This window comes from Constrictibacter sp. MBR-5 (genome assembly GCF_040549485.1).
In the GTDB taxonomy this organism is placed as follows: domain Bacteria; phylum Pseudomonadota; class Alphaproteobacteria; order JAJUGE01; family JAJUGE01; genus Constrictibacter.
In genome coordinates this window covers 287,150-310,769 of the sequence record NZ_JBEPTK010000002.1, presented here as the reverse complement: position 1 = coordinate 310,769, position 23,620 = coordinate 287,150, and the positions used below count along the sequence as shown (strand labels likewise).

The window sequence follows — 23,620 nt, the reverse complement described above, 5'->3', positions numbered from 1 at the left end:
CAGCCCAGACGCCTCAGCGGGCCTGCGGCCCGAGCCCCAGCACGTCACGCATGCCGTACAGGCCGGGCGCCTTGTCGCGCGCCCAGAGCGCCGAGCGCACTGCGCCGCGCGCGTAGATCTGCCGGCTGGTGGCGCGATGGGTGATCTCCAGCCGCTCCGCCTCGCCGGCGAAGACGACCGTATGGTCGCCGACCACATCGCCGCCGCGCAGCGTGGCGAAGCCGATGTCCCCGGCCCTGCGGGGACCGGTGTGACCCTCCCGGCTCCACTGCGCCACTTGGTCCAGGTCGACGCCGCGGCCGCGCGCCGCCGCCTTGCCCAGGCCGATGGCGGTACCGGACGGCGCGTCGACCTTGTGCTTGTGGTGCATCTCGAGCACCTCGATGTCGTAGTCCGGACCGAGGATTCCCGCCACCTGCTCGACAAGCGCCATCGCCAGCGTGACGATCACGCTCATGTTCGGCGCGTAGACGATCTGCGTTCGCTTCGCGGACTCGGCGAGCGCCGCCTCGTCCTGCGCGGTCAGGCCGGTCGTCCCGATGACGTGGATCTTGCCGTTCTGCGACGCCAGCGCCGCGTGCGCCGTCGTCGCCGCAGGGGCCGAGAACTCCAGCACGGCATCTGCGGTGTGAAACAGGGCTGCCGGGTTGTCGCCGATCGACACGCCCAGACTGCCGAGCCCGGCCACCTCGCCCGCATCGCGCCCCAGCGCCGCACTGCCCGGCCGCTCGGTCGCCGCGACCAGACGCACGCCCACCGTCTCGGTCACGGTCCGGATCAGCATCTGCCCCATCCGGCCGGAAGCCCCGACCACGCCGATCCCAAGCTCACCCATCGCTGCCTCCCTGACGCTGTTCACAACATCGTCTTACACGCGACCGCCCGACCGCGCGAGCGATGGGGCGCGCCGGGTGGGATGGTACGGCTGCTCGCGGGATGCGGTCGGACCGGTCGATCCACAGGTCGATGTGGGTTCAGAAGCGGAGGCGCCAGCTTCCGTAAGCGGTGACGAGCCACTCTTTGTCGCCGGGTGTATCGGGCCGATCGTCCTGGACCGTGAAATCGAGCGAGACCAGCGAGGGACCGATCGGCACCTCGACGCCGGCCTCGACGACGTGAATCGTCTCGTCGCTGCCGGAAACAGTGTTCCCAGTGGCACGGACGGAACCGTCCCGATTGAGGTCTGCCAAGTGCAGCGCGCCGCGCCACCGCCAGTTCGAAGCGTCCACGATCTGCCCGACGATGGAGTAGAGCATGGCGTCGTTATCGAGCGAGTGGCCCAGGGTACGTCCACGATATCTGTACCCATTTCTATACACGCCGTGATTGTAGAACGTATTTTCGTAAGGTGGATTGCCGCCGTTGAGCCGTGCGCGGGTATCTGAAGCTTCTCCCGCGATCTGCCAATCCCACAGCATCGTCTGACTGTAGCCGGCGAGCGACGCTCCGCCGAGCCAACCCGCCTTGCCGGGCCAGCCATCGATCTTGTCCTCGGCGACATACTGTCCGTAGATCGCGGCGAGGTTCTCGCCAATGGGCATCGCGAAGCGGACGTCTGCGCCAGCGAGCTGGTTGATGCCGTTGCCGCCTCCCAGCTGGTTCGGGTCCTCGCCGACGGCCAAGCCACGGAAGGCATCGCTCCAGGTACCGAGCGAACAGGACTGATCCTCGCCGCAGAGCATGATCGACCGGTAGAAGGAGAACTGCAGCCCCTGCACGGGCTGCAGGCTGAGATGCATGTCCCACAGGAGCGCGTTTTCCACCGTCCGGTCGTCGTCAAGCCAGCCGACGGAAGTTCCGAGCTGCCACGGACCGATCCAGCTGAGCCACGGCGTATCGAAGGCGCTGGTGTCGTTGCGCATGATGCCGACGCGCGGATGCGGTCGCGCATTGTTCGATCGAATCAGACTGCTGACGTTGCCCGATCCCCACCATTCCTCGATCGTACCGGCATACAGCAACCAGCCTCCGAGTTCCTGCGCGATATAGCTTCGATCGAGATTGACCGAAGCGTCGTCGAACTTGAAATCGCTCAGGATTCCGGCGTTCAGCCTGATGGCCGTCGACTCCCACATGTACTCGAGCCCGAACTCGAGATCGATCTCGTCGCGCCCGGTGTCCCTGAATCCTCGGACGAGCCGTGGCTCGTTCGAGATCTGCGCGCGTCCTTCGACGCGCGGGGTACCGATCTTGGCCTCGTAGGAATATCGGCTCCGCAGCCTCATCAGAGCGTTGCGCACAGACTGCGGAAGCTTCTTACCCTCGGCACGTTCGAACGCCTTGGACACTTGCTTCCACGGAATCGGCCAAGTGGTCGTCAGCCCATCCATCAAGCCGAAACCGGCGAGCATCTCGACGTCGCGACGAACCACATCGTCGCCGACCTCGACCCAGGGAGATGCGGACACGGCCACCGGGATAACGCTCAGCGCCAATCCACCGATGAGGGCTCGCTGCACCGAAGTCCGGGCGGTACGCCACCAAGTCGCGATGTTCATGTATCCCTTGGAAGCCTGCGGCACTCTCTTGCCACTAGCACGGGAGCAGCGCTCCCGGCAATCTCCGCTCCATCCAGCTCGCCGAGCGAAGCCGCGCTGCCGTCGTTGCCGGAGAACCCCGAATCAACGTCGGCGGCCATGCTGCGCCGGTCGTGCGCGTGCAGACGTGGCGGAAGACCATCGCTAAGATCACGCGTCATCCGAGGGGAGCGGGCGTTCATGGACTATGACTACATCATCGTCGGCGGCGGGTCGGCCGGGTGCGTTCTGGCGAACCGGTTGACCGAGGATGCGCGGGTCACGGTTCTCCTGCTGGAAGCCGGCGGGCGCGACAGCAACCCCTGGATCCACGTTCCGGTCGGCTATGTCCGGACGCTCGACAACCCGAACGTCAACTGGCGCTTCTATTCCGAACCCGAGGAAACGACCGGCAACCGCCCGATCCCCATCCCGCGCGGCAAGGTGATCGGCGGCTCCAGCTCGATCAACGGGATGCTCTACGTTCGCGGTCAACGTCAGGACTACGACATGTGGGCGCAACTCGGCTGCCGCGGCTGGTCGTTCGAGGACGTGCTGCCCTATTTCAAGAAGTCCGAGGACTGCGAGCGCGGCGGCTCGGACCTGCGCGGGACCGGCGGGCCGCTTCGGGTATCCGAACTGACGATGCGCAATCCTGTCTGCAACGCCTTCGTTGCGGCCGCGCAACAGATCGGGCTGCCGGGAAACGACGACTATAACGGCTGGGACCAGGAGGGCATCTTCCACAGCCAGGTGACGCTCCGCGACGGGCGCCGCGCCAGCACCGCGCGGGCGTTCCTGAAGCCTGCCATGAAGCGCCCCAACCTTCGCGTCGAACTGGGAGCGCACACGCGCCGCGTGCTGACCGAAGGCCGGCGTGCCACCGGTGTCGAGTATCAGGTGCGGGGCGCGGTGAAGACGGCGCGCGCCGGACGCGAGGTCATCCTGGCCGCCGGCGCCATCGGCTCACCGCAGATCCTCGAACTGTCGGGTATCGGTCAGAGCGAGCGCGTGAAGCAGCTGGGGCTGGACGTCGTGCACGACCTGCCCGGCGTCGGCGAGAACCTGCAGGACCACTACATCATCCGCATGCAGTGGAAGGCGACCCAGCGGGTCACCTTCAACGAACTGTCGCGCGGCCTGCCGCTGATGCGCGAGGTCGTCCGATACGCCCTGTTCAGGAAGGGGCTCCTCACCCTGCCGGCGGCCAGCGTCGTCGCCTTCGTGCGCACGCGTCCCGAACTGGAGTCGCCGGACGTGCAGTATCACATCACGCCCGCGAGTTTCGCCGATCCGGTGAAGCGGATCCTGGACAGCTTCCCCGGCATCTCCTGCGCGCCGTGCCAGCTGCGCCCGGAGAGCCGCGGCAGCGTGCACGCCAAGATCGCCGACCCGCTGGCGGCGCCCGCGATCCGGCCGAACTTCCTTTCCGATCCGCTCGACCAGCAGACGACCGTCGCCGGGATGCGCTGGGCACGCAAGATCCTGCATGCACCGGCGCTGGACGCCTATCGTGGCGAGGAAGTGCGGCCAGGTGCGGACATACAGACCGACAACGAACTGCTGCACTATGCCCGGACGACGGGAGCCACCGTCTATCACCCGGTGGGCACCTGTAAGATGGGCACCGATCCGATGGCGGTCGTCGACAACGAGCTGCGGGTGCGCGGCATCGCCGGCCTGCGGGTCGTCGATGCGTCGATCATGCCGCGCCTCGTCTCCGGCAACACCAACGCCCCGACGATCATGATCGCCGAGAAGGCCGCCGACATGATCAAGGCGGCGGCGCGTGCCGGTGTCGCGGTGGCCTGACCCTGATCAGATCTGCCGGGTGAACGGCTTCAGATGCTCAGGGACCTGCCGATTGTCGGCCTCGCGGAGCGTCCGGCGGACACCCCGGATCGCGTAGGCGGCTGCGTCTGTGACCTCGCCGGCCGCCGCTGCGGAATAGGCCCGCCCGAAATCTTCGGAACTCTGCATGCCGGCGATCGAGATCACGGCTGCGATCGCCATCATGAAAACATAGTGCATAGCCTGCCTCCCATCGGCACCCTCACTCGGGGTCGATGGGATTAAGCCTAACGGGGTAGCTGCAAAGGGTTGGTTAACGGCCGATCCCGATGACCGCGAGTGCGGTCTTCTTGCCGTCGCCGTCGCTGCTGAGGGCGAAGCCGAGATGAGTCGCCTCCGGATCGACGAGGCCGCCCGGGCGGCCGCCGCCCAGCCAACGCTCGGCGAAGAAGCGCAGATCCGCATCGGTCGGCAGGCGGCCGCAGCCGCCGCATTCGCCGACGAGCAGCGACATTGCGCGCCAGCGCCCCCTGTCGTCACGCGGAACGGCACCGAGCACCTCGTCGGGCGGGATCTCCCCCACCCCCGCCAGATCCTCGCCGGTCCGCCGCAGGACGAGCGTCCCCGCCGCTATGCTCAACGACGGGCTCGCCTGCAGCGGCGGCAGACCCAGCGTGCTCCGCCGCTGGTTGGCGAGGACGACGAGCAGGTCGAGTTGCGCCTCGGCGTCGATCGGTCTCGGCTGCGGCGCACCCTCGGCCCGCCGCGGCTCTCCCGGCCCGGCGAACATCTGAACGGCATAGAGGCGCCCTCCGCCATCGGCGACGGCGCCGAAGCCGAATCGCTCGAAGCCGCCGCCGAGCAGGTTGTGCCGGTGGCCCGGACTGTCCATCCACCCCGTCTGCAGCCGCGCCAGCTGATCCGCATCCGGTGGAGGGCAGCGCTCGCACCCGGCGATGTTCTCGGCGACGGCCTGGGTCGTCTTGCCTCCGGCCGCGACGTAGCGGTCCATCGGCGTCCGTCCCTCGGGCGAGACGTGCTCGACATAGTTTCGCTGCAGCATGTCCTCGGCATGGCGCTGGGCCGCGGCATCGAGACGGGCGTCAAGACTGAGCGGCGCCAGTCCGTTCGCTGCCCGATCGCGGTTCACCAAATTCAACGCCTCCTGGCGCAGCGTGGCGAGGGTCGTCGCCCTGGCCGACGCTGTCGCGGTGTCGAGCCCACCGGCGACGAGCAGGACCGCTCCGGCCACGGCGGCGACGGGGAATCTTCGCCGAAGCGGCATCACCGTCAGCCGCTCTCTCTGATCCGCTCGAGTACCGGCAGCAGATGTTGGCGGAAGCTGGCCGGATCCTCACTCATCGGAAAGTGCCCGAGGCCCGGCATCACCTTCAGATGCGTACCCGGCACCGCGGCCGCGATGGCCTCGGCGTCCTCGGGACGCGCCGAATAATCGTACTCGCCGTTGAGCATGTAGAGCGGACAGCGCGACGTGTCGATGCCGTGCAGCCGGTCCCGAATGTCACCGTCGATCGCATAGAAGAAGAGGTCGCCTTTGAACACGCCGGGCCCGCCCTGCATGTAGTGCCAGAGCGTCTCCCATCGCTCCACGGAGGGACTTTCGGGACCCATCAGGCCGGACACCCAGCCGGCCGCGACCTCGCCGCCGTGAACGTCGCCGCGGTGCAGCCAGTCCAGATCCAGATAGCGCTCGACATGCGCCCCCGCCTGCAGGCCGATCAGGGCCCGGAACTCGTCTGGATGGTCGAGTGCCAGATGCAGGACGATGCGACCGCCGATCGAGCAGCCCATCACCACGGGCCGGTCGAGATCGAGGGCGCGGGCGACGTCGCGCACCAGTCCGACATACGCATCGGTCGTCAGCTTGTACTCCTCCCGCTCCCACCCGGCGGGCGGGGACGACTTGCCGTGCCACGGCATGTCGAAAGCGATGACGCGGAAGTGCTCGGTAACGGCGGCGTCGTTGAGCACGGCGCGGAACTGTCGGCCGTCCGCGCCCGCGGTATGCAGGCACAGCAGCGGGATCCCGCTGCCCGCCTCCTCGACATAGAGCCTGTGCGGGCGGCCGCCGATCTCGCAGTTCAGGTAGCGGCCGACGATCGGCTCGAACACGGTGGCGGTCATGCCCGATCTCCCTTGCCGCGCGGCAGTTCGAGCAGCGCCTTGAACCAGAGCAGGTTGGCGAAGAAGGGTCGAAGATCGCCCTCGATCGTGACGAGACGGTGGCGCACCAGGCCCAGGATGTCCTGCCGGCGCGGCGGCGGCACCGGCTGCCAGAAGTCGTGCCAGGCGTCGCTCCCGCCGCGGATCGCGAAGGCCCAGTTCCGCCCGAGGAACGGTCCGCGCTCCACACGCTCGACGCGCCCTTCCCGCACCCGGACGAGCCAGTCCTGCGCGCCGACCCCGATGACGAAGTCCGCATCCACATGACGTCCGCGGCGGGCGAACCAGGGGTCCGCCGCGGCGAGCGCCGGCAATGTTTCGATCATGGCGAATGCATCCCTGCAGTTTCTCGTCCGGCCGGCCGCGACATCGAAGGCGGCGGCGCCCGGTGAACCGCCGCCATCTTGCCGCGTTGGACACACGCGGGAAAGCCGCCGCAGCCGAGGATCGGAGCCGTTTCGGATGGAAGAGCAGTTGCTGGTCGTCCTCGTCGTCGTCGCAGCGGCCGGGATGATGGGGCAATGGATCGCGTGGCGGCTCGGCCTTCCGGCAATCTTCGTCCTTCTGTGCCTGGGCTTGGCCATCGGACCCCTGAGCCGCCTCGTGGTCCCGGAACAGGATTTCGGCGCGATGCTCGACCCGATGATCGGCCTCGCGGTCGGCATCATCGTGTTCGAGGGGGGCCTCGGTCTGAACTTCTCCGAACTCCGCCGCTCCGGCCAGGGCATCCGGCGGCTGGTCGGGCTCGGCATCCCGCTGTCCGCAGGACTGACCTACATCGCCGCCTACTACATCGGCGGCTTTACCTGGGAGGTCTCAATCCTCCTGGCGAGCATGCTGCTGATCACCGGACCGACCGTCATTCAGCCGCTCCTGCGCCAAGCCAAGGTCGGCATGCGCGCCGCCGCCTTCCTGAAGTGGGAGGGCGTGCTGAACGATGCGATCGGCGCCGTGCTGACGGTCCTCGTGCTGGAGTTCATTCTGTCGACGGTAGCAACGCGGGACCTGACCGCCCCGTTGATCGATACGCTCGTCGACCTCGCGCGCGGCACCGCCATCGCAGCATTCCTCGGCCTCGGCGCCGGCTTCCTCGCCGCCATGCTGATGCGGGCCGATCGGGTTCCGGAGTTTCTGAAGGCGCCGTTCGTCGTGACCGTCGTCGTGTGCATCTATGCCGGCGCCCACCTCATCCAGCATGAGTCCGGCCTGATCGCCGTGGCCCTGTTCGGCATCACCCTCGCCAACCGCGACCTTCCGGAAATCGAGGACCTGCGACGGTTCAACGACAGCCTGACGGTGCTCCTTGTATCGGGCCTCTTCGTCATCATCGCGGCGACGCTCGAGCCCGAAGCATTCAGCGAGATCGGCTGGCGCGAGGTCCTCTTCCTCGCCGCGTTGGTACTGGTCGTCCGGCCCGTCGCGACGACGGTGGCGACGATGCGCAGCGACATGGACTGGCGCGAGCGGCTCTTCGTCGGCCTGATCGCCCCGCGCGGGATCGTGGTAGCCGCCCTCGCGACGCTGGTCGGCTCGCGCCTGAGCCAGGCCGACCTCGAAGGCGCGGACCGGGTGCTGCCCGTGGTCTTCGGCGCCATCATCCTGACGGTATCCCTGCAGGGCTTCCTGATCGGGCCTCTGGCGCGCGCCCTGGGTCTCGCCTCGACCACGAGGCCCAGCCTCGTCATCGTCGGCTCGAACCCCTGGACGGCTGCATTGGCACAGACACTGCGCCGCCTGGGAACGCCGGTATTGATCACCGACCATTCGGCCGAAGCCCTGCAGGCGGCGGAGGCGGACGACATATCGGTCCACCACGGCCACATCCTGGCCCCGACGGAGGACGCGCCGGAGGAGCTGAAGGATCTGGAGTATCTGCTGGCGGCGACCGACGACGACGCCTTCAATGCCCTGATCTGCACGCGGTTCGCGTCGAGCATCGGGCAGCAGCGCGTGTTCCAGCTGCCCTACGCGGACCATCTGGACTTCGGCCCGGAGTGGCGCGGCCGGGTCGCGTTCGGCGCTGGGTTTACCCGGGAGAGCCTCCTCCAGCGGCTGAAGGCCGGATGGCGATTCCGTGTCTGCGCGCCGGACGACGTGTGGCCACAAGGTGACACCGACCGGGCCATCGCGATCCTGAGGCTGTTGCCGAATGGCGACCTGACGATCGCATCTGAGGAAACGACCGCCACGGAGCCCGCGAACGCACAGGTGGTGATCTTCGAAGCGCCTGATTCCGCATCAATTGAGGACTGTAAGGGCGATCGCCGCTCGTCTTCGCCCAGTTCCTGAGCATCTGCCGGGCATCGACTGCGAGAGCGCGAGGGCAGTCGCAGCATGCCGAACTGGTACATGGCTTGCGTAAGTGTTGAGCACATATGACAGACCCATGACGAGGGGCGCATGACCAACAGTTTCACAGGGCGGGCCGCTCTTGCCGCGGCGGTAATGGCGGCATGCATCGGCGGACCGGCCCTGGCGGAATCGCCCATTCCGGGCGAATTCTCGGCTAATGTTTCGCTGGGTACCGACTACGTGTTCCGCGGCATCTCGCAGACCGACGAAGACCCGACCATCCAGGGCGGACTCGACTGGTCGCACGATTCCGGGGTCTATCTCGGGATCTGGGCGTCCAATGTCGACTTCAACGACGGCGACGAAGCCCATATCGAAGCCGACATCTATGGCGGCTGGAAGCCCACGTTCGGCGGGTTCACCTTCGACATCGGCGGCATCTACTACGCCTATCCGGGCGCCGACAACGACCTCAACTACGATTATGTCGAAGCGAAGCTCGGTGCGAGCTACGACTTCGAAGTCGCCGAGGCCGGCGTCACGATGTTCTATTCGCCGAACTTCTTCGGTGGCGGAGACGACGCTTTCTACCTTTCCGGCGACGTCGCGGTCCCGCTGCCCTACAGCTTCTCGCTGGGTGGTCATCTCGGCCACCAATGGATCTCGGACAACACCGGCTTCGGAACGCCCGATTATCTCGACTGGGCGATCAGCGTGACCTACGCGCTGGACGGCGTGGCCGATTTCAAGCTGGCCTACACCGACACCGACCTGAAGAACTCCGAGTGCAACGACATCTGCGACGCTCGCGCGGTGTTCTCAGTCTCCCGGTCCTTCTGACCGGAGTTACCTGCGAGGCATAGCCTTAACGGGTCGCCGAACCGGGTCTGTTCAAGCAGCGGAGTGGCGTGCCGGTCCAAAGCGCCTTAGACAGGGGCAATGAACTACCGGCACGCCTTCCACGCCGGCAACTTCGCCGACGTTCTCAAACACGCTGTCCTCGCGCTCGCGATTGCGCATCTGAAGCGCAAGGACAAGCCGTTCGTCGTCATCGACACGCACGCCGGCCCCGGGTCCTACGACCTGACTGCCGACGAGGCGTCGCGGACCGGAGAAGCGGCGCAGGGCATCGTCGCCGTCGCGGCCGCACCCCAGCCTCCCGAATTGCTCGCGCCCTATCTCGAGATCGTGCGCGGGCTCAATCGAGCCGAAGCATCCACCCTGCGCTGGTATCCCGGATCGCCCCGTCTGGCGCGCGATCTGCTGCGGCCCGCGGACCGGCTGGTCGCGGTCGAGCTTCACCCGCGCGACGCGGCGATCCTGACATCCGAGTTCGGGGGAGATCGCCGCGCCACCGTACACACGCTCGACGGCTGGCTGGCGCTCAAGTCCTTCCTCCCGCCGAAGGAGCGCCGCGGCCTCGTCCTCGTCGATCCGCCGTTTGAACGGCCGGGCGAGTTCGACCGGCTGCTTCACGGGCTGAAGGAGGCGCACCGTCGCTGGGCGACGGGCATCCTGATGTTCTGGTATCCAATCAAGAGCCGCGAGGACGCGGATGCGTTCACCGAGGCCGCACGGCGGTTGGCCATTCCGCAAACCCTTCTGGTCGAACTCGGCGTCGCGGCCGTCGTTCCGGGTGAAAAGCTGTCGGCTTGCGGGCTCGTGATCGTCAATCCGCCCTGGCGGCTCGACGAGGATCTGCGCCGCCTTCTGCCCTGGCTGCAGCGAGTCTTGGCGCGAGGACCGGGCGCCGGCCATCGGCTCGAATGGCTGGTCGGGGAGCGGCCGAGCGGGCAGACTGCCGACGATGACCCGACCGCCCACCGCGAGGAGTGAGCCCATGGACTATCGAAAGCTCGGCCGAAGCGGCCTGAAGGTGTCGCCGCTCTGCCTCGGCGCCATGAACTTCGGCGGCCCCACTGACGAAGCCGATTCGGCCCGGATCATCGGCAAGGCGCGCGACGCCGGCATCAACTTCATTGATACGGCCGACGCCTACAATGGCGGCCGGTCCGAGGAGATCATCGGTCGGGTGGTCGCGGCCGAGCGCGACCAGTGGGTGATTGCGACCAAGCTCGCCAACCCGGTCGGCAAGGGCCCCAACGGCGGCGGCCTGTCGCGCAAATGGGTGATGCAGGCGGTCGAGCACAGCCTGCGCCGCCTCGCGACCGACCATATCGACGTCTACTACCTGCACAAGGAAGATCACGACACGCCGCTGGCGGAGACCGTGCACGCCGCTGGCGGAGACCGTGCACGCCCTGGGCGACCTCGTGCGCCAGGGCAAAATCCGCTACTTCGGCGTTTCGAACTACCGCTCCTGGCGCGTCGCCGAGATCTGCCGCATCTGCGACGAACTCGGCATCGACCGCCCGGTCGTCAGCCAGCCCTACTACAACGCGGTCAACCGCATGCCGGAGACCGAACACATTCCTGCCTGCGCGCATTTCGGCCTGGGCGTCTTCCCCTACAGCCCGGTGGCGCGCGGCATCCTCTCCGGCAAGTACAAGGCCGATGCGCCGCCGCCGGAAGGCAGCCGTGCGGCCCGTCAGGACAAGCGGATGATGCAGACGGAGTGGCGCCCCGAATCCATGGCCGTCGCCGACCGCATCAAGGCGCACGCCGAGAGCCGCGGCATCAGTTCCAGCCAGTTCGCCACGGCCTGGGTGCTGAACAACAGACTGATCACCGGAACGATCGCCGGCCCGCGCACGGACGCGCATCTCGAGGATTATCTCGGCGCCCTCGCCTATCGCTTCACCGCCGAGGACGAGGCACTCGTCGACTCGCTCGTGTCCCCCGGCCATCCGTCGACGCCGGGCTACAACGATCCCGCCTACCCGATCGAAGGCCGCATCGCCCGCACCTGATGCGATCTGGCCGAGGCCGCCGGCGCGCGGGCGGTCTCAGCCGGGGGTGCCGCGCTGGCGCAGATACTCCGCCAGCGTGAAGGCGACGAGCAGCCAGAAGCTGCCGACCAGCAGGCCGGCAGCGACGTCGCTGGCGAAATGCACGCCCAGAAAGATCCGGCTGAAGCTGACCAGCGCGATCAGCACCATGCTCCAGTACGCGACCTCGAAGCGCTGGCGCGCGCTGAGCGCGTCGCGAATGATGGCATAGGCGACGAACCCGTAGACCGCCGCAGCACCGGTCGCATGAGCGCTCGGGAAAGCCGGCGACAACGCCGTCTCGCTGGTCACGAACTCCGGTCGCGGGCGCGCAAAGCCGAACTTTCCCGACCATGTCGTAGCCTGCGACCCCAGCACCGCGATCCAAAGCGGCAGAATGTAGGCCGGCCGGCGGTCCGCCCAGAGGAAGCCGGTCGACACCAGCGTCACCGCGACGAGCGTCTCGGTGTTGCCGAACCGCGTGATCCAGAGGAAGAACGGCACCAGCGGCACCTCGCGTACCGGCGCCAGGAAGTCGCTGATCGCCGTATCGAGGACGACGATCTCCTCCGCCTCGATCACCTCCTCGACCACGCCGCCGAGCAGCGCCACCACATAGACCGCCGCCGCGATCACAAGCGTCAACGGCAGTCCGCTGAAACGGTCCGGACGCGTCCGCGCCCGGACCACCGCCGAAAGCCGCGGGTATCGCTCGTTCGCGACGTGCAGGATCGGATGCGCCCGGCGCAGCAGGCCCTGCCCCGTCGCGCCTTTCAGGGCTGTCGTGGCTGACCCGATCGCGAGGCGCGAGAGGTGCCACGCCAGCAGGTCCAGGGCGACGAAGGTGAGAATGCCGACGGCGAGCAGCAGCCAGGGGAGAGAGAGGTCGGGCAGGATCGTTACTCCAGGCGGTCACGGCGGTGAACGACGCCATGCACCGTCGGGTTACGCTTCAGGAACGCCCGATCAGCCCTCGATCGCGATCACCGTGCAGTCGCTCGCCACGCGTCCGTCCGGCTTGACGACGCGGGTATGGGCCCACCGCCCATCGGCCCCCTTGCGTCCCTCGACCGTCACCGCTTCGTCCCAGAAGACGGGCCGGCGCAGCCGCACGTCGACCTCGAACCGCTCCGGGCGGCCGCCCATCGCCAGCGGCTCCAGCAGGAGATTGATGAGTTGATTGCCGGCGACGATGGGTGCGCGGAAACCCATGATACGCGCGTGATCCGGATCGTCATGGATCGGGTTGCGGCCCTTGCCGCTGTAACCCACGACGTTCTCTGGCGTGAAGCGCTTCTCGGTCACCGTCTCGAAGCCCTCCTCGGCGCGTGCCGCGGCGGCATCCGCCGGAACCGCCGTCGAGATCGCAGGGCCGGCGCCGGCGCTTTTCGGCGGCGGCATCCGGGACCTGTCGGCCATCAGGGCCTCAGGCTCCACCACCATCACCAGCGTGCCGTCGCCACGGCGGTACTCGAAGCGGCCCTTCATCATCCACCCCCGCGGAACGGGGTCGACCGCGACGAACATGCCGTCGACCGTGATCGGCTCGCCGAGCGCCACGGGCTGCAACTGCCGGATCCGATGGACCATGTGGACATAGCCGCGGTCCGGATGGCACGAGAACAGCGCATCGCCGATCACCCGGATCGGATAGCGGGCCAGGAAGGTGGGGTCCACGCGGTCGCCCCACCGCTCGGCGGGAATCGCGCAGTGGCCGTGCATTCTGCCCTGCTCGTCAGCATCGACGATCAGCCTGTCGGTCGGGAACCTATAGCCGGCGCGCACCTCGTGCCCCGAAGCGCCCGGCTGCCGTTCCGCTGCGGTCGATCCATGAGAGTCCTCGGCCGATACACCCACTGCATTCCTCCATCTTCTTGTATTTGCCGGCACCTCTGCGGATCAGGGCGCCGCGATGACGAGGCGGCTTCGCATGTCGTCCGTGGCCTCGATCAGCGCAGAGCGGATGCCGGGTTCCAGTGCCGAGTGGCCGGCATCCGGCACGATGATATAGCGCGCCTCCGGCCAGGCCCGGGCAAGTGCGTCGGCCGTCGCGATAGGACAGATCATGTCGTAGCGGCCCTGCACGATGGTCGCCGGCAGGTGGCGGATACGCTCCAGCCCCTGCATCAGCTGCCCCTCGCGCAGAAACATCTCATTGACGAAGTAGTGCGCCTCTATGCGCGAGATGGCGAGGGCGCTGGCATCGCCGCCGGGTCGCGTCCCACCGGGCGGCACCGGCCGCAGCATCGAGCATGCGCTCTCGTAGCGGCTCCACGCCCGCGCCGCCGGCAGATGGACGGCAGGATCTGGGCTGGTCAGCCGCCGGTGATAGGCGCGCAACAGGTCGCCCCTCTCCCCGGCCGGCAGCGCATCGCGCAGATCGCGCAGCGCTTCCGGGAAGATCGCGCCCATGCTGTGCAGGAACCAGTCGACCTCGCGCCTGCTCCCGAGAAAGACCCCGCGCAGCACGAAACCGAGACAGCGCCGCGGATGCGCCTGCCCGTAGGCCAGCGCAAGCGTCGAGCCCCATGAACCGCCGAACACTAGCCAGCGCTGGATCGCCAGATGCTCTCGCAACCGCTCGATATCGGAAACCAGGTGCGCGGTGGTGTTGTCGCGCAGCTCCGCGCCAGGGACCGAGCGGCCGGCGCCGCGCTGATCGAACAGAACGATACGATAATGATCGGGATCGAAGAATCGGCGGTAGATCGGCGTGCATCCCGCGCCCGGACCGCCATGCAGGAAGACGATGGGAACCCCGTGCGGATTGCCGCACTCCTCCCAGTACATCGTATGCACGGCGTCGAGTCGCAGCATGCCGCTGCGATTCGGATCGATCGCCGGAAAGAGCTGCCGTTCGGGCATCGGGGTCCCCCGCGTGGGAGCCCAGTCTAGCCGCTGTCGGCCGACCGGCAATACCGCCGGTCGGCCGACCTCGTTTGCGTCAGAGTCTGCTCAGGTTACAGACCGAGGGCGTCGCGGGTGGTCTTCCCGACCTCGCCGTCGGTCTGAAGCCCCTTCTCCTTCTGGAAAGCCATCACCGCCTTGTGCGTGCCCGGGCCGAACACGCCGTCGACGGAGACGCTGACGCCCGCCTTCTTCAGCGCCGCCTGAACCGTCTTCACGTCGTCGCCGCGCATATAGGGCTTCGTGAGGCGCAGAAGCGGCGCCTCGGGCTGGACGATCGTCGGCTGCACCACCGCCATGCCTGCCGAATCGAGCTGCGCGACGGAGAAGGTGATCCCGCCGGCGCCGACCTCGCTGTAGAAGACGCGGTAGAACACGTCGCTGCCGCAACGGCTCAGCGTCCAGTCCTCCTGCCAGCTCTTCGAGCTGTAGCCGCCGTGGTTCTGGACCACCGGCTGCTGCACCACCATCGCCTGGGTGAAGGTTCGCGACTTGCACGCTGCGTCGGTGGCATCGTCGTTCTGCAGGATCCGGCGCTGCGTCATCGACTGAACCAGCTGCGACGCCAGCGACTGATCGAAGAAGCCGGGGGAGGCTGCGTGTGCCCCGGACAGACCGCCCATGAGGGTTCCCGCAAGTATGGCGGTAGCGAGGTATGACTTGGTCGGCGACTTCTCTTTGGACACTTCCTGCGACCCTCGACCGTTGACTAAACGGCGCCTTCTATAACGGATTCGACTGTCCACATACATGGGCAAAAGTCGCGGATCGGTCCTATCGAGGGTCTGCAGGCGCGGCGACGGGATGCGGTACGTTAGAGACGATTCGCTGCGGAACGCGCCCCTCAGATGGTGAAGGTCTGAGAGAAGAAGGTAATGACGGGCGAGTAAAGTCCGTCCACCCCGCCGAACAGCGCCGGCAGCAACAGCGCGAGTGCGACCCCGATGATCGCCGCCATCAGCCCGTACTCGATGGCCGTCGCCCCATCTTCGGACGAGGCTACGCGCTGGACGACGTTCCACTTCATGCCTGCTCCCCACTTTCCGCCGCCGGCACGGGGCTAGCGCCGATACGCCGGAAAATCATCACAACTCTGACCTATCGGCGTGAACGAAGCGCTAAACGGAATGGTTAATCTTCGGCGGCCATCTCCAGCATCTGCGCCACCATTGCCTCGGTCACGTTTCCGCCGGTAACCGCAGCCACAGTCCGCCGGTCCTGGGGGACGCGCCCGCTCAGGAAGGCGGCCGCCGCGACCGCACCCGCCGGTTCGGCGAGGATCTTCGACCGGAACAGCAGGGTGCGGAAGGCGACGGCGATGTCGCGTTCGGACACCAGGACGATCTCGTCCATGAACGTCTGCAGGTGCCGGAAGGGAAACGCGCCCGGCCGTACGGCGGAGAGGCCGTCGGCGATCGAGTCCCAGTGGTTGATGGTGGTGGGTTCGCCCCGCTGCATCGAGACATAGGCCGCGTTGGCATTCTCCGGCTGCACACCGACGACCCTCACATCGGGCCGGCGCAGCTTCACCGCCGCGGCGATACCGGCCGCCACGCCACCGCTGCTGACGGGAACGAGGACGGTCTCGACCAAAGGCATGTCCTCGACGATTTCCAGGCCGATGCTGCCGTGCCCCATGGCGATCGGCCGCTCCTCCCAGGTGTCGATCGCGGTCATACCGCGTTCCCGGCCGATCTTCTCGACCGTCGGCTGCCGCGACAGCGCATCGTTGCCGCAGAAGACGACCTCCGCGCCGTAGCCGCGCGTCGCCTCGACCTTGTAGGGACTGGCGCGATCGAGCATGACGATAACGATGGGCGTCCCCGTCAGCGCGCCGGCATAGGCGAAGGCCTGGGCGAAGTTGCCCGAAGAGGCCAGCACCAACCCCTTCGCGCGCTGCTCCGGCGTCAGTGCGTTCATCACCGCGAACGCCGCCCGGACCTTGTAGGCGCCGGTGACCTGAAGATTCTCACACTTCAGGAACAGCGCCTCGTTGCCGACTTCGGCCGAATCGCGTGCCAGCGGCAGAATCGGCGTGCGGCGAACGACGTCGGGCAATCCGGCGCGGGTGCGCTCGATATCGTCCAGGGTGATCAGATCTGCGGCGGGCTTGTCGAGAGGCATGGGCCGATCAGCTCGAAGAAACGAGCTCTCCCTTCTTCCAGGTTCCCGTCTCGGCACGGCCGTCCGGGTAGAAATAGGTGCCGACGCCGTCCGGCTCGCCGGCAACGAAATTGCCTTCATACTTGGCACCGTTCGGCCACCAGTAGACGCCGCGACCGGTGCGGGCGCCGTCCCGGAACTCGCCGACATAGGTCGCGCCGTCCGGCCAGGTCATCTCGCCGAGGCCGCCGTAACGATTGTTCTCGAACTCGCCCTCATAGCGCCAGCCGCCGGACATCTCCAGCACGCCGTGGCCGGAGCGCCTTCCCTCGCGGAAGCTGCCGACGTAGATGCTGCCGTCCTTGTAGACGAGCCGGCCGGTGCCGTGCGGCAGGTCGTCCCGCAAGTCGCCGTAGTAGACCGTCCCATCGGGCAGGGTCAGGCTCTTTGGGTCCTTCGGCAGTGGAAGAGCGGCGATCATGCCGCCGCGCGACGAGAGCTCCTCGCGGAAGTTGGGCATCCGCGCGGCTGGCGCCGCCTCGCCCGCCGGCTTCGGCGACAACGCGGCGAGGGACCGCTCGTTCAGCGACTGCGACGCGCCTGCCGGGGCGGGCGCACCGGCCTCGGCCGGCCGCTCGGGCACCGAAGGTTCCGCCGACGGCGTCGGCATGGCCTGCGGTGCAGCCGCCGATTCTGCCGGTACCGGCGGTGTGGCGGCTGGCGCCGGATCCACCGCTGCGGCGACGGGAGCCGCTTCGGCCGCGGGCTTCGGCTCCGGAACGGTTGGCGCCGCCGCCTTCGCCGCGTCGTCCCATTGCACGACGGTATCCGAAGGACGGACTGCCGTAGGCTGGGCTTGGACGGGTTCGGTGGGCGGTGCGGCGGGCTTCTCCGCGGGTGCCGGCACCGTAGCGCCCCGTGTCGGGACGGCAGTCCGCTCGGGAGCGGCCATCCGGTTCAGCATCAGGGCATTCAGGCGGGCGGTCGTGCTTCCGGTCGGCAGCGCATCCGCGCCTCCGGCCGCCGGCGCCGGCGCCGCCGTCGACGCTCGTGCCGCGTCGGGCTTCGACCGATCCGGCGCGGGAAGCGGCGCCCGGCTTGGACGGGCAGTGCCGCGCTGGGTCGAAGCGCGCACCGAATCCGCGGGCGCGGGCGTCTCGGAAGCGGCCGTTTTCGAGGCGGGTGCTCCCGCGGTGGCGGGCTCCGGTATTGCAGGCCGCGACGTCGGCGCAGCAGGTGCCGGCCGCGGAGATGGCGAGGCCTCGCTATCCCTGGCCGTCGGCGACCGCAGATCGATCGTCTGCGATGGCGACGACGAAGCGCCTTCATTCCGCGCTGGGGCCACCGCCTCGGCTGAAGGAGCCGTATCCCGCGTCGACGACATGCCAGCCGGCCGTGGCGGTGGCGGCGCACCTTCCGCCAGACGGTCGAGGACCTGCTGGTTGAGCGAAGCGGCCGGCGCCTCGGACGCCGTCGCCGCAGAACCGCGCGGCGACGGCGCGGCAGCCGCGCGCGCGGCGTCCGAGGTGTCCGGCGCAGCGGCAGGTCCCGGCCGCGCGGCCGCCGCGGGTGCCGTGACGATACCGTCGCGCGACGCGACGAACTGCAGCGCGCGGGCATTGAGATCTGCCGTGCTGCTGCGCTGCGGGAGTTCCGACAGCAGCGTTCCGAGGGGCCGCGGAGCCGGGGCGGCAGTGGATGCCGGCGCTGGTGCAGGCAGCGCCGCGGAAGTCGGCTCGGGCGCCGACGCGGGTTCAGGTGCGGACGCCGACGTCGTGGCCGCAGGCGGGGGCGCCTCTCCACCGGTCGACCAGATGATATCCGGCGTGGGCGTGCCCGGGCCCTCGCCCATGGCCTGTGGCGCCGGGTAGCCCGGTGCCGTCATCGGTTGCGGGGCGGCAGCAGCCGAAGGCTCCGGCAGCGCGCTGCGCACCGAGGAGGTCTCGGGCTCCGGCAGCGGACGGTCCACGCCGAGCCGCGACGGGACCCGACCGGCGCCGCCGCCGCTGGTGTCGAGCATTGAGAAGCGCGTCGCCGGATCCGACGCCGGCTGCCCGTACGCCGTCGCACGCGGCGGCTCCGGGGCACGCACCGGCGCTGCCGGAGCGGCGATGGGGGCGGGAACGTAGGGCGGCGTCGCGATCGGTCCGGCGCGGCTGGCGAGCGGTGCCGGAGCCGCGCGGGCGATGGGCGGTGGCGGCAGCGGCACGTTGCGCTGCGACTCCGCCGATGGAGACGCCTGTCCCGCCGCACTCTGTTCGAAGACCTCGCGGATGGACCGCCGCTGGGGCTCCCGCTGCGCCTCCCCATAGGGGCGCATGCCGGGCACGGTCGCGGCGACGGTACGGAGCCGCTCCTGCGCAGCGCGGCCCTCCTCCGTCCCCGGCGCCAGCGTCGCCGCGCGCTGATAGAGCGGCGCCGCCTTTTCGTACGCGCCCATGCGGTCGTAGGTCATTGCCAGGTAATAGATGGCGACCGCGTTGTTCGGCGAGTATTGGAGCCCGCCCTCGAACATGCTGACGGCCTGATCGAGACGGTTCTGCTGCAAAGCCTCGAAGCCGGCATAGAAATAGTTCTGCGCCGTCTGCTCCGCGCTCTGCGCGAGCTGCACGGACGGCGCCGCCAGCGCGACCGCGGAAACCCCGCTCAGCAGCAGCCCGACCGAGCACGCCACAGCGACCGCGCCGAACCTTCTGAAACCGCCCATTATCTGCCCCGTCCCAATGTCGTTTCGGGGCGCCCCTCCCGAGACGCCTGGCGCCTGCAGGCACGCCAAGTTCTTAATACAACAGGAAAGGCCACGGTTGCATCGGTTCTGGCTCTACCCGAACGACTGTGAGGGATTTATCGTGCCGGCGCGTGGCTCAGGCGACGCGATCGCCTTCGCGCCAGACGGCCCGTACGACGGGTCCGCCGACCGTCTGGCGCACCCGCACGATGTCGGCGCGCTTGCCCGGCGCGAGTTCGCCGCGGTCGTCGAGCCCGACGCGGCGTGCCGGCTCCAGGCTCGCCTTCGCCGCCGCCTTGTTCAGCGGCATGCCGCGGTCGGCGAGCAGGAAGATGCCGTGCATCAGGCTCGTCGGCACGTAGTCCGAGGACAGCACGTCGAGCAGGTCCTCGTCGGCCAGGTCGGCCGCCGACACGTTGCCGGAATGCGACCCGCCGAGCACGATGTTCGGAGCGCCCATCAGGATGGACAGCCCCGCCGCACGCGCCGCCTGCGCCGCGTCGACGGTGGTCGGGAACTCGGCGATGACGGCACCGTCGGCGACGGCCTCGTCGACATGCGCCGGGCAGGCGTCGTCGTGGCTGGCGACGGCGAGGCCGCGCTCGCGGCACTGCGCCGCCAGGATCGCCCGATGGGCGACGCCGTATTTCTTCTGCTCGTCGATGCGCGCGACGATGAACCGCTCCATCTCAGCATCGCTGAAGCCCCAGCGGCCCTGATAGTAGACGCGATACTTGTCGATGTTGACGAACTGCCGCTGGCCCGGCGTGTGATCCATCAGCGACACCAGACCGACGGCGGGATCGCCCGCCAGTCGCTCGAACATGCCGATCACGTCGGACGCGGTGATCTCGCAGCGCAGGTGCAGGCGGTGGTCGGCGCGGAACAGGCCCTCTTCCCTGCCCCAGCGCAGCGCCTCGGCCATGCCGTAGAGGTGCTTGACGCGATCGCCGCGGCCGTAGATTTCGCCGAGTGCCAGCGCATCGAAGACGGTGGTGATGCCGGCGGAGGCGATCTGCGCGTCGTGCGCCGCAGCGGCGACATGGCCGGGCCAGTCGACGCCGGGTCGCGGCACGAAATGCTTCTCGAGGTTGTCGGTGTGCAGTTCCACAAGGCCGGGCAGGAGATATTCCCCGCCCAGGTCGATGGCCGACGCCACAGCCGACGGCCCCTCATCGATCGCGACGATGATGCCATCGGCGGCAACCAAGGTTCCGTCGACCACCGCATCGGCCGTCACGATGCGGGCATTCGTGAAAATCTGCTGGTGGCTCATCGTCATCCCGTTGCTGCCGCCCCGTTGCCGCCATGCTCAAGGCCGAGGCGCTGCACCCTAGCCTTCACATGTGACACGGGCATGACGGTGGCGGCCGGACTCGCCGTCAGTCCTGCGGCGTCAGTTCCGCCTTGTAGCGCTTGTAGTTGCGCACATAGTTCGCCGCGCCGCGGAGGTACTTCTCCGCCTCCTCGTGGGTCAGGGTCCGCACCACCTTGCCCGGCGCCCCCATCACCATCGAATAGTCGGGGATCTCCTTGCCCTCGGTGATCAGCGCCTTCGACCCGATGATGCAGTACTTGCCGATCTTCGCGCGGTTCAGGACCACCGAGCCGATGCCGATCAGGCTGTTGTCGCCGATCGTGCAGCCGTGCAGCATGACCATGTGCCCGACCGTGACGTGCTTGCCGATGGTCAGCGGGGAGCCGGGGTCGGAGTGGCAGACGGATCCGTCCTGGATGTTCGATCCCTCGCCGATGGTCATCAGCTCGTTGTCGCCGCGCAGAACGGCGCCCCACCAGATGCTGACATCCTTCTCGAGCTTCACGTTGCCCATGACCGAAGCCGTCGGCGCGATCCAGTAGTCGTCGCCGTGCGTCTGCACCCGCACGTCGCCCAGGGCGTACTTCATCTCAGCCTCGCTCAAGCCTTGCCTCGTTCGTACCTAGCATGGCCGGACGCGGCCACGGAAGACCGGGCGGGCGCGGCCGGTCCCGTGCTATTGACCGAACCGCTGTCCCTGCCCCTGCACCGGCAGGCCCGCCTGCTGCCACGCCTCGATGCCGCCGCGGTACCAGAGGACGTTGCCGTACCCCAGGTTGATCGCCCGAAGTGCGGCGTTGTAGGACATCCAGCATTGCGGATTGAGGCAATAGAAGACGATCGGGGTCTCGCGATTCCCGCCGGTCGCCTGCTGCAGATAGGCGCCGAACTCGCGCTGCACCGGGTCTTCGAAGCTGCCCGGCTGCGAGGCCGGGACGGCGGGGCGCGCCTGGGGCAGGGTCTGCGGCCCGCCGAGCACGTCGAAAACCACCGGGCGCAGCTGCTGCTGGTTCTGGAGCAGGTCGACCAGCCCCTTTGTGGTGATGAGCTTGCCGCCGGGAATCTCCGTGGGCGTCGGGCCGTGCATGGCGCCGCCGTGCAGTTCGCGCTGCGGCGGCACGCCGAAATCCTGACGCTCCATCGCCATCATGGCGTCGAGGTTGCCGCTGCCCGGCTGCCCCGGCATGCCGCCGGGGCCACCGCCGAACTGCGGCTGCTGCCCTCCTGGCGGCTGTTGGCCGTAGCCGCCGGGCTGCTGTCCCGGCCCACCGGGCTGCTGCCCGTATCCCGGCTGCTGCCGGCCATAGCCTCCGGGCTGTTGGCCATAGCCTCCGGGCTGTTGGCCATATCCCGGCTGCTGCTGCCCGTAGCCGCCGGGCGCCTGCCCGTAGCCCGGCTGCTGCTGCTGGCCGTAGCCGCCGGGCGGCTGGCCATAACCCGGCTGTTGCTGGCCATAGCCGCCGGGCTGCTGCCCGTAGCCGGGCTGTTGCTGGCCATAGTCCGGCTGCGGCTGGCCATAGCCACCCTGCTGCGGCTGCTGGCCGTAACTAGGCTGGCCGCCATAGCTCGGCGCCTGTCCCTGGGTCGGGAAACTCTGCTGCGCGGAAGCGGCCGATACCGCGAGCGCCACGGCCGCGGAAGCGGCGAGAGCGACCAACCCGGCGTTCTGGCGACGGCTCATCGGATCACCTGCAGGCGCGTGCCGTTCACGCCGAACTCGACGTTCGGATCGAAGTTGGGATTGTCGGTCATCATGTATGTACCGTCCTGAAGCCGCCACGCGTGGTCGTAGGTGTTCGGTAGCTCGACCGGCCGCCCCGCTGCGGGATCGGCATAGAGTTCGACGCCGCGGATGGCGCGGACGAACTTCTCCTGCGTCCGGTCCTGGCTCGCCTGCCGGTTGGCCCCGCTCTTGTTCATCACGTCGCTGATCTCGCGGTTCGTCTGCATGCGCATCGCATGACGGTCCGCGGCCCCCTTCGTGTTGATCCTCGACATCTCGGCATTGTGTTTCGCCATGCGCGCCCCCCATTCCGGGTCCATGCGAAACGACTTGTGTACGGAGTCGAACAGCCGGAAATCCAGGGAACCGTCGGGCGCCCGCATGGCGAAAGCCGGCAGCGAGTTCCCGGTCAGAAAACGACGGATCTCCCCAGGCATCACGCCTTGCATCGTCGACGTGAAGAAGACGGCGATGCCGCGGATTACCTCGCGGAAGTTCCGTCCCTGGGCATCGTAGCCGATGAGCAGGTCGCCGGCTTCGGCCCAGTTCCGCATCTCGCCCCCCGGCAGCATGTCGCGCCTCGGCTCCATCCCTGCGATCTTCAGGAGTTCCGGCTGCGGGCGGAAATCCAGCACCTGCGCTCCGGGCCGCACGATCTGCACCAGCGCCTCGAGATAGGCGCGCACCGTCGTGATCGGCGCGTGCAGACAATGGGCGCCGCTGGTGTTCGGCGGCATCTGGATCGGCAGGTTGTTCGCCTGCCAGGCGATCGCCGGGAGCGTCTCCACCGCGGCGCCGCTGACCGGGTCCCAGGCGCCCCACTGGATCTGCACGCCGTCCGCGCCGCACTGCGCCTGCGGGCTCCAGAAGACCCCGCCCCTCGCCGCCCAGCCGGCGGGAATGAGACCTCGCATCGCCGGTATGGGCCGTTCGAAACCGGTAAAGTCGACGATTTCGACTTGCTGGAAACGCTGGCCGGCGCCGGCTGCTCGTGCCCGGTCGGCTTGCCAGACGCACGAAGCGCAGATCGCCAGCACGATCGCGGCCGTGCCCCGGACCAATCGAACCGACCGTCGTGCCATCCAGTCGCCCCCCTACCCCAACGAAGTGTAGCAAAGGGTGCGATCGCCACGAACGGCAAACGCGTGCCGTGCGGCACGCGTCACACCG

At 68.3% G+C, this 23,620-nt stretch carries 21 protein-coding genes and 2 pseudogenes; 6 read left to right on the top strand and 17 right to left on the bottom strand.

All coding sequences use genetic code 11. The annotated features are described in order from the left end of the window. Nucleotides 1-13: 13 nt before the first annotated feature. Together dapB and ABIE65_RS05445 are read right to left on the bottom strand one after the other, a co-directional pair. Nucleotides 14-835 carry a 4-hydroxy-tetrahydrodipicolinate reductase gene (gene dapB, locus ABIE65_RS05450; protein WP_354076117.1) on the bottom strand — a complete coding sequence of 274 codons (822 nt, stop codon included), beginning with the start codon at nt 833-835 and terminating at the stop codon, nt 14-16. A gap of 139 nt (nt 836-974) precedes the next feature. Then, nucleotides 975-2,498 carry a capsule assembly Wzi family protein gene (locus tag ABIE65_RS05445; protein ID WP_354076115.1) on the bottom strand — a complete coding sequence of 508 codons (1,524 nt, stop codon included), beginning with the start codon at nt 2,496-2,498 and terminating at the stop codon, nt 975-977. Nucleotides 2,499-2,717: 219 nt separating this feature from the next. On the opposite strand from ABIE65_RS05445, the gene ABIE65_RS05440 reads away from it, so the two are divergent. After that, nucleotides 2,718-4,328: a GMC family oxidoreductase gene (locus ABIE65_RS05440; protein ID WP_354076113.1), complete on the top strand. Its 1,611-nt coding sequence runs from the start codon at nt 2,718-2,720 to the stop codon at nt 4,326-4,328. A 6-nt stretch (nt 4,329-4,334) separates the two neighbouring features. On the opposite strand, the gene ABIE65_RS05435 is transcribed toward ABIE65_RS05440, so the two are convergent. The 4 genes from ABIE65_RS05435 to ABIE65_RS05420 all read right to left on the bottom strand — a co-directional run bounded on the left by ABIE65_RS05435 (nt 4,335) and on the right by ABIE65_RS05420 (nt 6,817). Beyond that, entirely contained in the window at nt 4,335-4,547 is a 213-nt protein-coding gene (locus ABIE65_RS05435; RefSeq protein ID WP_354076111.1) for a hypothetical protein, read from the bottom strand. Between the two features lie 73 nt (nt 4,548-4,620). Beyond that, nucleotides 4,621-5,559: a CAP domain-containing protein gene (locus ABIE65_RS05430; RefSeq protein WP_354076110.1), complete on the bottom strand. Its 939-nt coding sequence runs from the start codon at nt 5,557-5,559 to the stop codon at nt 4,621-4,623. Nucleotides 5,560-5,597: 38 nt separating this feature from the next. After that, the gene (locus ABIE65_RS05425) at nt 5,598-6,452 is read right to left on the bottom strand and encodes an alpha/beta fold hydrolase (RefSeq protein WP_354076109.1); all 855 of its coding nucleotides are present in this window, start codon (nt 6,450-6,452) and stop codon (nt 5,598-5,600) included. Continuing rightward, nucleotides 6,449-6,817: a hypothetical protein gene (locus tag ABIE65_RS05420; protein ID WP_354076108.1), complete on the bottom strand. Its 369-nt coding sequence runs from the start codon at nt 6,815-6,817 to the stop codon at nt 6,449-6,451. The genes ABIE65_RS05425 and ABIE65_RS05420 overlap by 4 nt, the downstream gene beginning before the upstream one ends. Nucleotides 6,818-6,953: 136 nt before the next feature. Between ABIE65_RS05420 and ABIE65_RS05415 the strand changes: the two genes are divergently transcribed. The 5 genes and pseudogenes from ABIE65_RS05415 to ABIE65_RS05395 all read left to right on the top strand — a co-directional run. Then, nucleotides 6,954-8,780, top strand: a complete 1,827-nt coding sequence (locus tag ABIE65_RS05415; RefSeq protein ID WP_354076106.1) for a cation:proton antiporter — start codon at nt 6,954-6,956, stop codon at nt 8,778-8,780. Nucleotides 8,781-8,891: 111 nt separating this feature from the next. Further along, entirely contained in the window at nt 8,892-9,623 is a 732-nt protein-coding gene (locus tag ABIE65_RS05410; protein WP_354076105.1) for a TorF family putative porin, read from the top strand. Between the two features lie 99 nt (nt 9,624-9,722). After that, nucleotides 9,723-10,619 (top strand): 23S rRNA (adenine(2030)-N(6))-methyltransferase RlmJ, encoded by an 897-nt coding sequence (locus tag ABIE65_RS05405; RefSeq protein WP_354076103.1) that lies wholly within the window; start codon nt 9,723-9,725, stop codon nt 10,617-10,619. Next, nucleotides 10,591-10,959 (top strand): annotated as a pseudogene (locus tag ABIE65_RS05400) (aldo/keto reductase); the annotation flags it as partial. The gene ABIE65_RS05405 and the pseudogene ABIE65_RS05400, both read left to right, overlap by 29 nt. 76 nt (nt 10,960-11,035) lie before the next feature. Then, nucleotides 11,036-11,515, top strand: a pseudogene (locus ABIE65_RS05395) (aldo/keto reductase); the annotation flags it as partial. A gap of 174 nt (nt 11,516-11,689) precedes the next feature. On the opposite strand, the gene ABIE65_RS05390 reads toward ABIE65_RS05395, so the two are convergent. The 11 genes from ABIE65_RS05390 to ABIE65_RS05340 form a co-directional block, all read right to left on the bottom strand. Beyond that, on the bottom strand, nt 11,690-12,307 hold the full coding sequence (locus tag ABIE65_RS05390; RefSeq protein WP_354076599.1) for a phosphatase PAP2 family protein: 618 nt from the start codon (nt 12,305-12,307) through the stop codon (nt 11,690-11,692). 330 nt (nt 12,308-12,637) lie between these two features. Then, nucleotides 12,638-13,528, bottom strand: a complete 891-nt coding sequence (locus ABIE65_RS05385; protein ID WP_354076099.1) for a hotdog family protein — start codon at nt 13,526-13,528, stop codon at nt 12,638-12,640. Between the two features lie 42 nt (nt 13,529-13,570). Next, complete coding sequence (pip, locus tag ABIE65_RS05380; protein ID WP_354076097.1) at nt 13,571-14,536, bottom strand: prolyl aminopeptidase; 966 nt, start codon at nt 14,534-14,536, stop codon at nt 13,571-13,573. A 95-nt stretch (nt 14,537-14,631) separates the two neighbouring features. After that, nucleotides 14,632-15,201: a peptidoglycan-binding domain-containing protein gene (locus ABIE65_RS05375; protein WP_354076096.1), complete on the bottom strand. Its 570-nt coding sequence runs from the start codon at nt 15,199-15,201 to the stop codon at nt 14,632-14,634. 221 nt (nt 15,202-15,422) lie between these two features. Further along, nucleotides 15,423-15,605, bottom strand: a complete 183-nt coding sequence (locus tag ABIE65_RS05370) for a Flp family type IVb pilin (protein WP_354076095.1) — start codon at nt 15,603-15,605, stop codon at nt 15,423-15,425. A 104-nt stretch (nt 15,606-15,709) separates the two neighbouring features. After that, on the bottom strand, nt 15,710-16,702 hold the full coding sequence (locus ABIE65_RS05365) for a pyridoxal-phosphate dependent enzyme (protein ID WP_354076094.1): 993 nt from the start codon (nt 16,700-16,702) through the stop codon (nt 15,710-15,712). A 7-nt stretch (nt 16,703-16,709) separates the two neighbouring features. Beyond that, nucleotides 16,710-19,388 carry a tetratricopeptide repeat protein gene (locus ABIE65_RS05360; protein ID WP_354076092.1) on the bottom strand — a complete coding sequence of 893 codons (2,679 nt, stop codon included), beginning with the start codon at nt 19,386-19,388 and terminating at the stop codon, nt 16,710-16,712. Between the two features lie 157 nt (nt 19,389-19,545). Beyond that, complete coding sequence (locus ABIE65_RS05355) at nt 19,546-20,685, bottom strand: alpha-D-ribose 1-methylphosphonate 5-triphosphate diphosphatase (protein WP_354076091.1); 1,140 nt, start codon at nt 20,683-20,685, stop codon at nt 19,546-19,548. A gap of 106 nt (nt 20,686-20,791) precedes the next feature. After that, nucleotides 20,792-21,331 carry a gamma carbonic anhydrase family protein gene (locus tag ABIE65_RS05350; protein WP_502918505.1) on the bottom strand — a complete coding sequence of 180 codons (540 nt, stop codon included), beginning with the start codon at nt 21,329-21,331 and terminating at the stop codon, nt 20,792-20,794. A gap of 72 nt (nt 21,332-21,403) precedes the next feature. Then, nucleotides 21,404-22,408, bottom strand: a complete 1,005-nt coding sequence (locus ABIE65_RS05345; protein WP_354076090.1) for a rhodanese-like domain-containing protein — start codon at nt 22,406-22,408, stop codon at nt 21,404-21,406. Next, nucleotides 22,405-23,532, bottom strand: a complete 1,128-nt coding sequence (locus ABIE65_RS05340; protein ID WP_354076089.1) for a hypothetical protein — start codon at nt 23,530-23,532, stop codon at nt 22,405-22,407. Before ABIE65_RS05340 ends, ABIE65_RS05345 begins: the two co-directional genes overlap by 4 nt. Nucleotides 23,533-23,620 lie beyond the last annotated feature (88 nt).

Excerpts from the sequence above, each read along its gene's own strand:
- dapB (WP_354076117.1), bottom strand. The coding sequence starts at position 835 with ATGGGTGAGCTTGGGATCGGCGTGGTCGGGGCTTCCGGCCGGATGGGG.
- ABIE65_RS05445 (WP_354076115.1), bottom strand. The coding sequence starts at position 2,498 with ATGAACATCGCGACTTGGTGGCGTACCGCCCGGACTTCGGTGCAGCGA.
- ABIE65_RS05440 (WP_354076113.1), top strand. The coding sequence starts at position 2,718 with ATGGACTATGACTACATCATCGTCGGCGGCGGGTCGGCCGGGTGCGTT.
- ABIE65_RS05435 (WP_354076111.1), bottom strand. The coding sequence starts at position 4,547 with ATGCACTATGTTTTCATGATGGCGATCGCAGCCGTGATCTCGATCGCC.
- ABIE65_RS05425 (WP_354076109.1), bottom strand. The coding sequence starts at position 6,452 with ATGACCGCCACCGTGTTCGAGCCGATCGTCGGCCGCTACCTGAACTGC.
- ABIE65_RS05420 (WP_354076108.1), bottom strand. The coding sequence starts at position 6,817 with ATGATCGAAACATTGCCGGCGCTCGCCGCGGCGGACCCCTGGTTCGCC.
- ABIE65_RS05415 (WP_354076106.1), top strand. The coding sequence starts at position 6,954 with ATGGAAGAGCAGTTGCTGGTCGTCCTCGTCGTCGTCGCAGCGGCCGGG.
- ABIE65_RS05410 (WP_354076105.1), top strand. The coding sequence starts at position 8,892 with ATGACCAACAGTTTCACAGGGCGGGCCGCTCTTGCCGCGGCGGTAATG.
- ABIE65_RS05405 (WP_354076103.1), top strand. The coding sequence starts at position 9,723 with ATGAACTACCGGCACGCCTTCCACGCCGGCAACTTCGCCGACGTTCTC.
- pip (WP_354076097.1), bottom strand. The coding sequence starts at position 14,536 with ATGCCCGAACGGCAGCTCTTTCCGGCGATCGATCCGAATCGCAGCGGC.
- ABIE65_RS05375 (WP_354076096.1), bottom strand. The coding sequence starts at position 15,201 with ATGGGCGGTCTGTCCGGGGCACACGCAGCCTCCCCCGGCTTCTTCGAT.
- ABIE65_RS05370 (WP_354076095.1), bottom strand. The coding sequence starts at position 15,605 with ATGAAGTGGAACGTCGTCCAGCGCGTAGCCTCGTCCGAAGATGGGGCG.
- ABIE65_RS05365 (WP_354076094.1), bottom strand. The coding sequence starts at position 16,702 with ATGCCTCTCGACAAGCCCGCCGCAGATCTGATCACCCTGGACGATATC.
- ABIE65_RS05360 (WP_354076092.1), bottom strand. The coding sequence starts at position 19,388 with ATGGGCGGTTTCAGAAGGTTCGGCGCGGTCGCTGTGGCGTGCTCGGTC.
- ABIE65_RS05355 (WP_354076091.1), bottom strand. The coding sequence starts at position 20,685 with ATGAGCCACCAGCAGATTTTCACGAATGCCCGCATCGTGACGGCCGAT.
- ABIE65_RS05345 (WP_354076090.1), bottom strand. The coding sequence starts at position 22,408 with ATGAGCCGTCGCCAGAACGCCGGGTTGGTCGCTCTCGCCGCTTCCGCG.
- ABIE65_RS05340 (WP_354076089.1), bottom strand. The coding sequence starts at position 23,532 with ATGGCACGACGGTCGGTTCGATTGGTCCGGGGCACGGCCGCGATCGTG.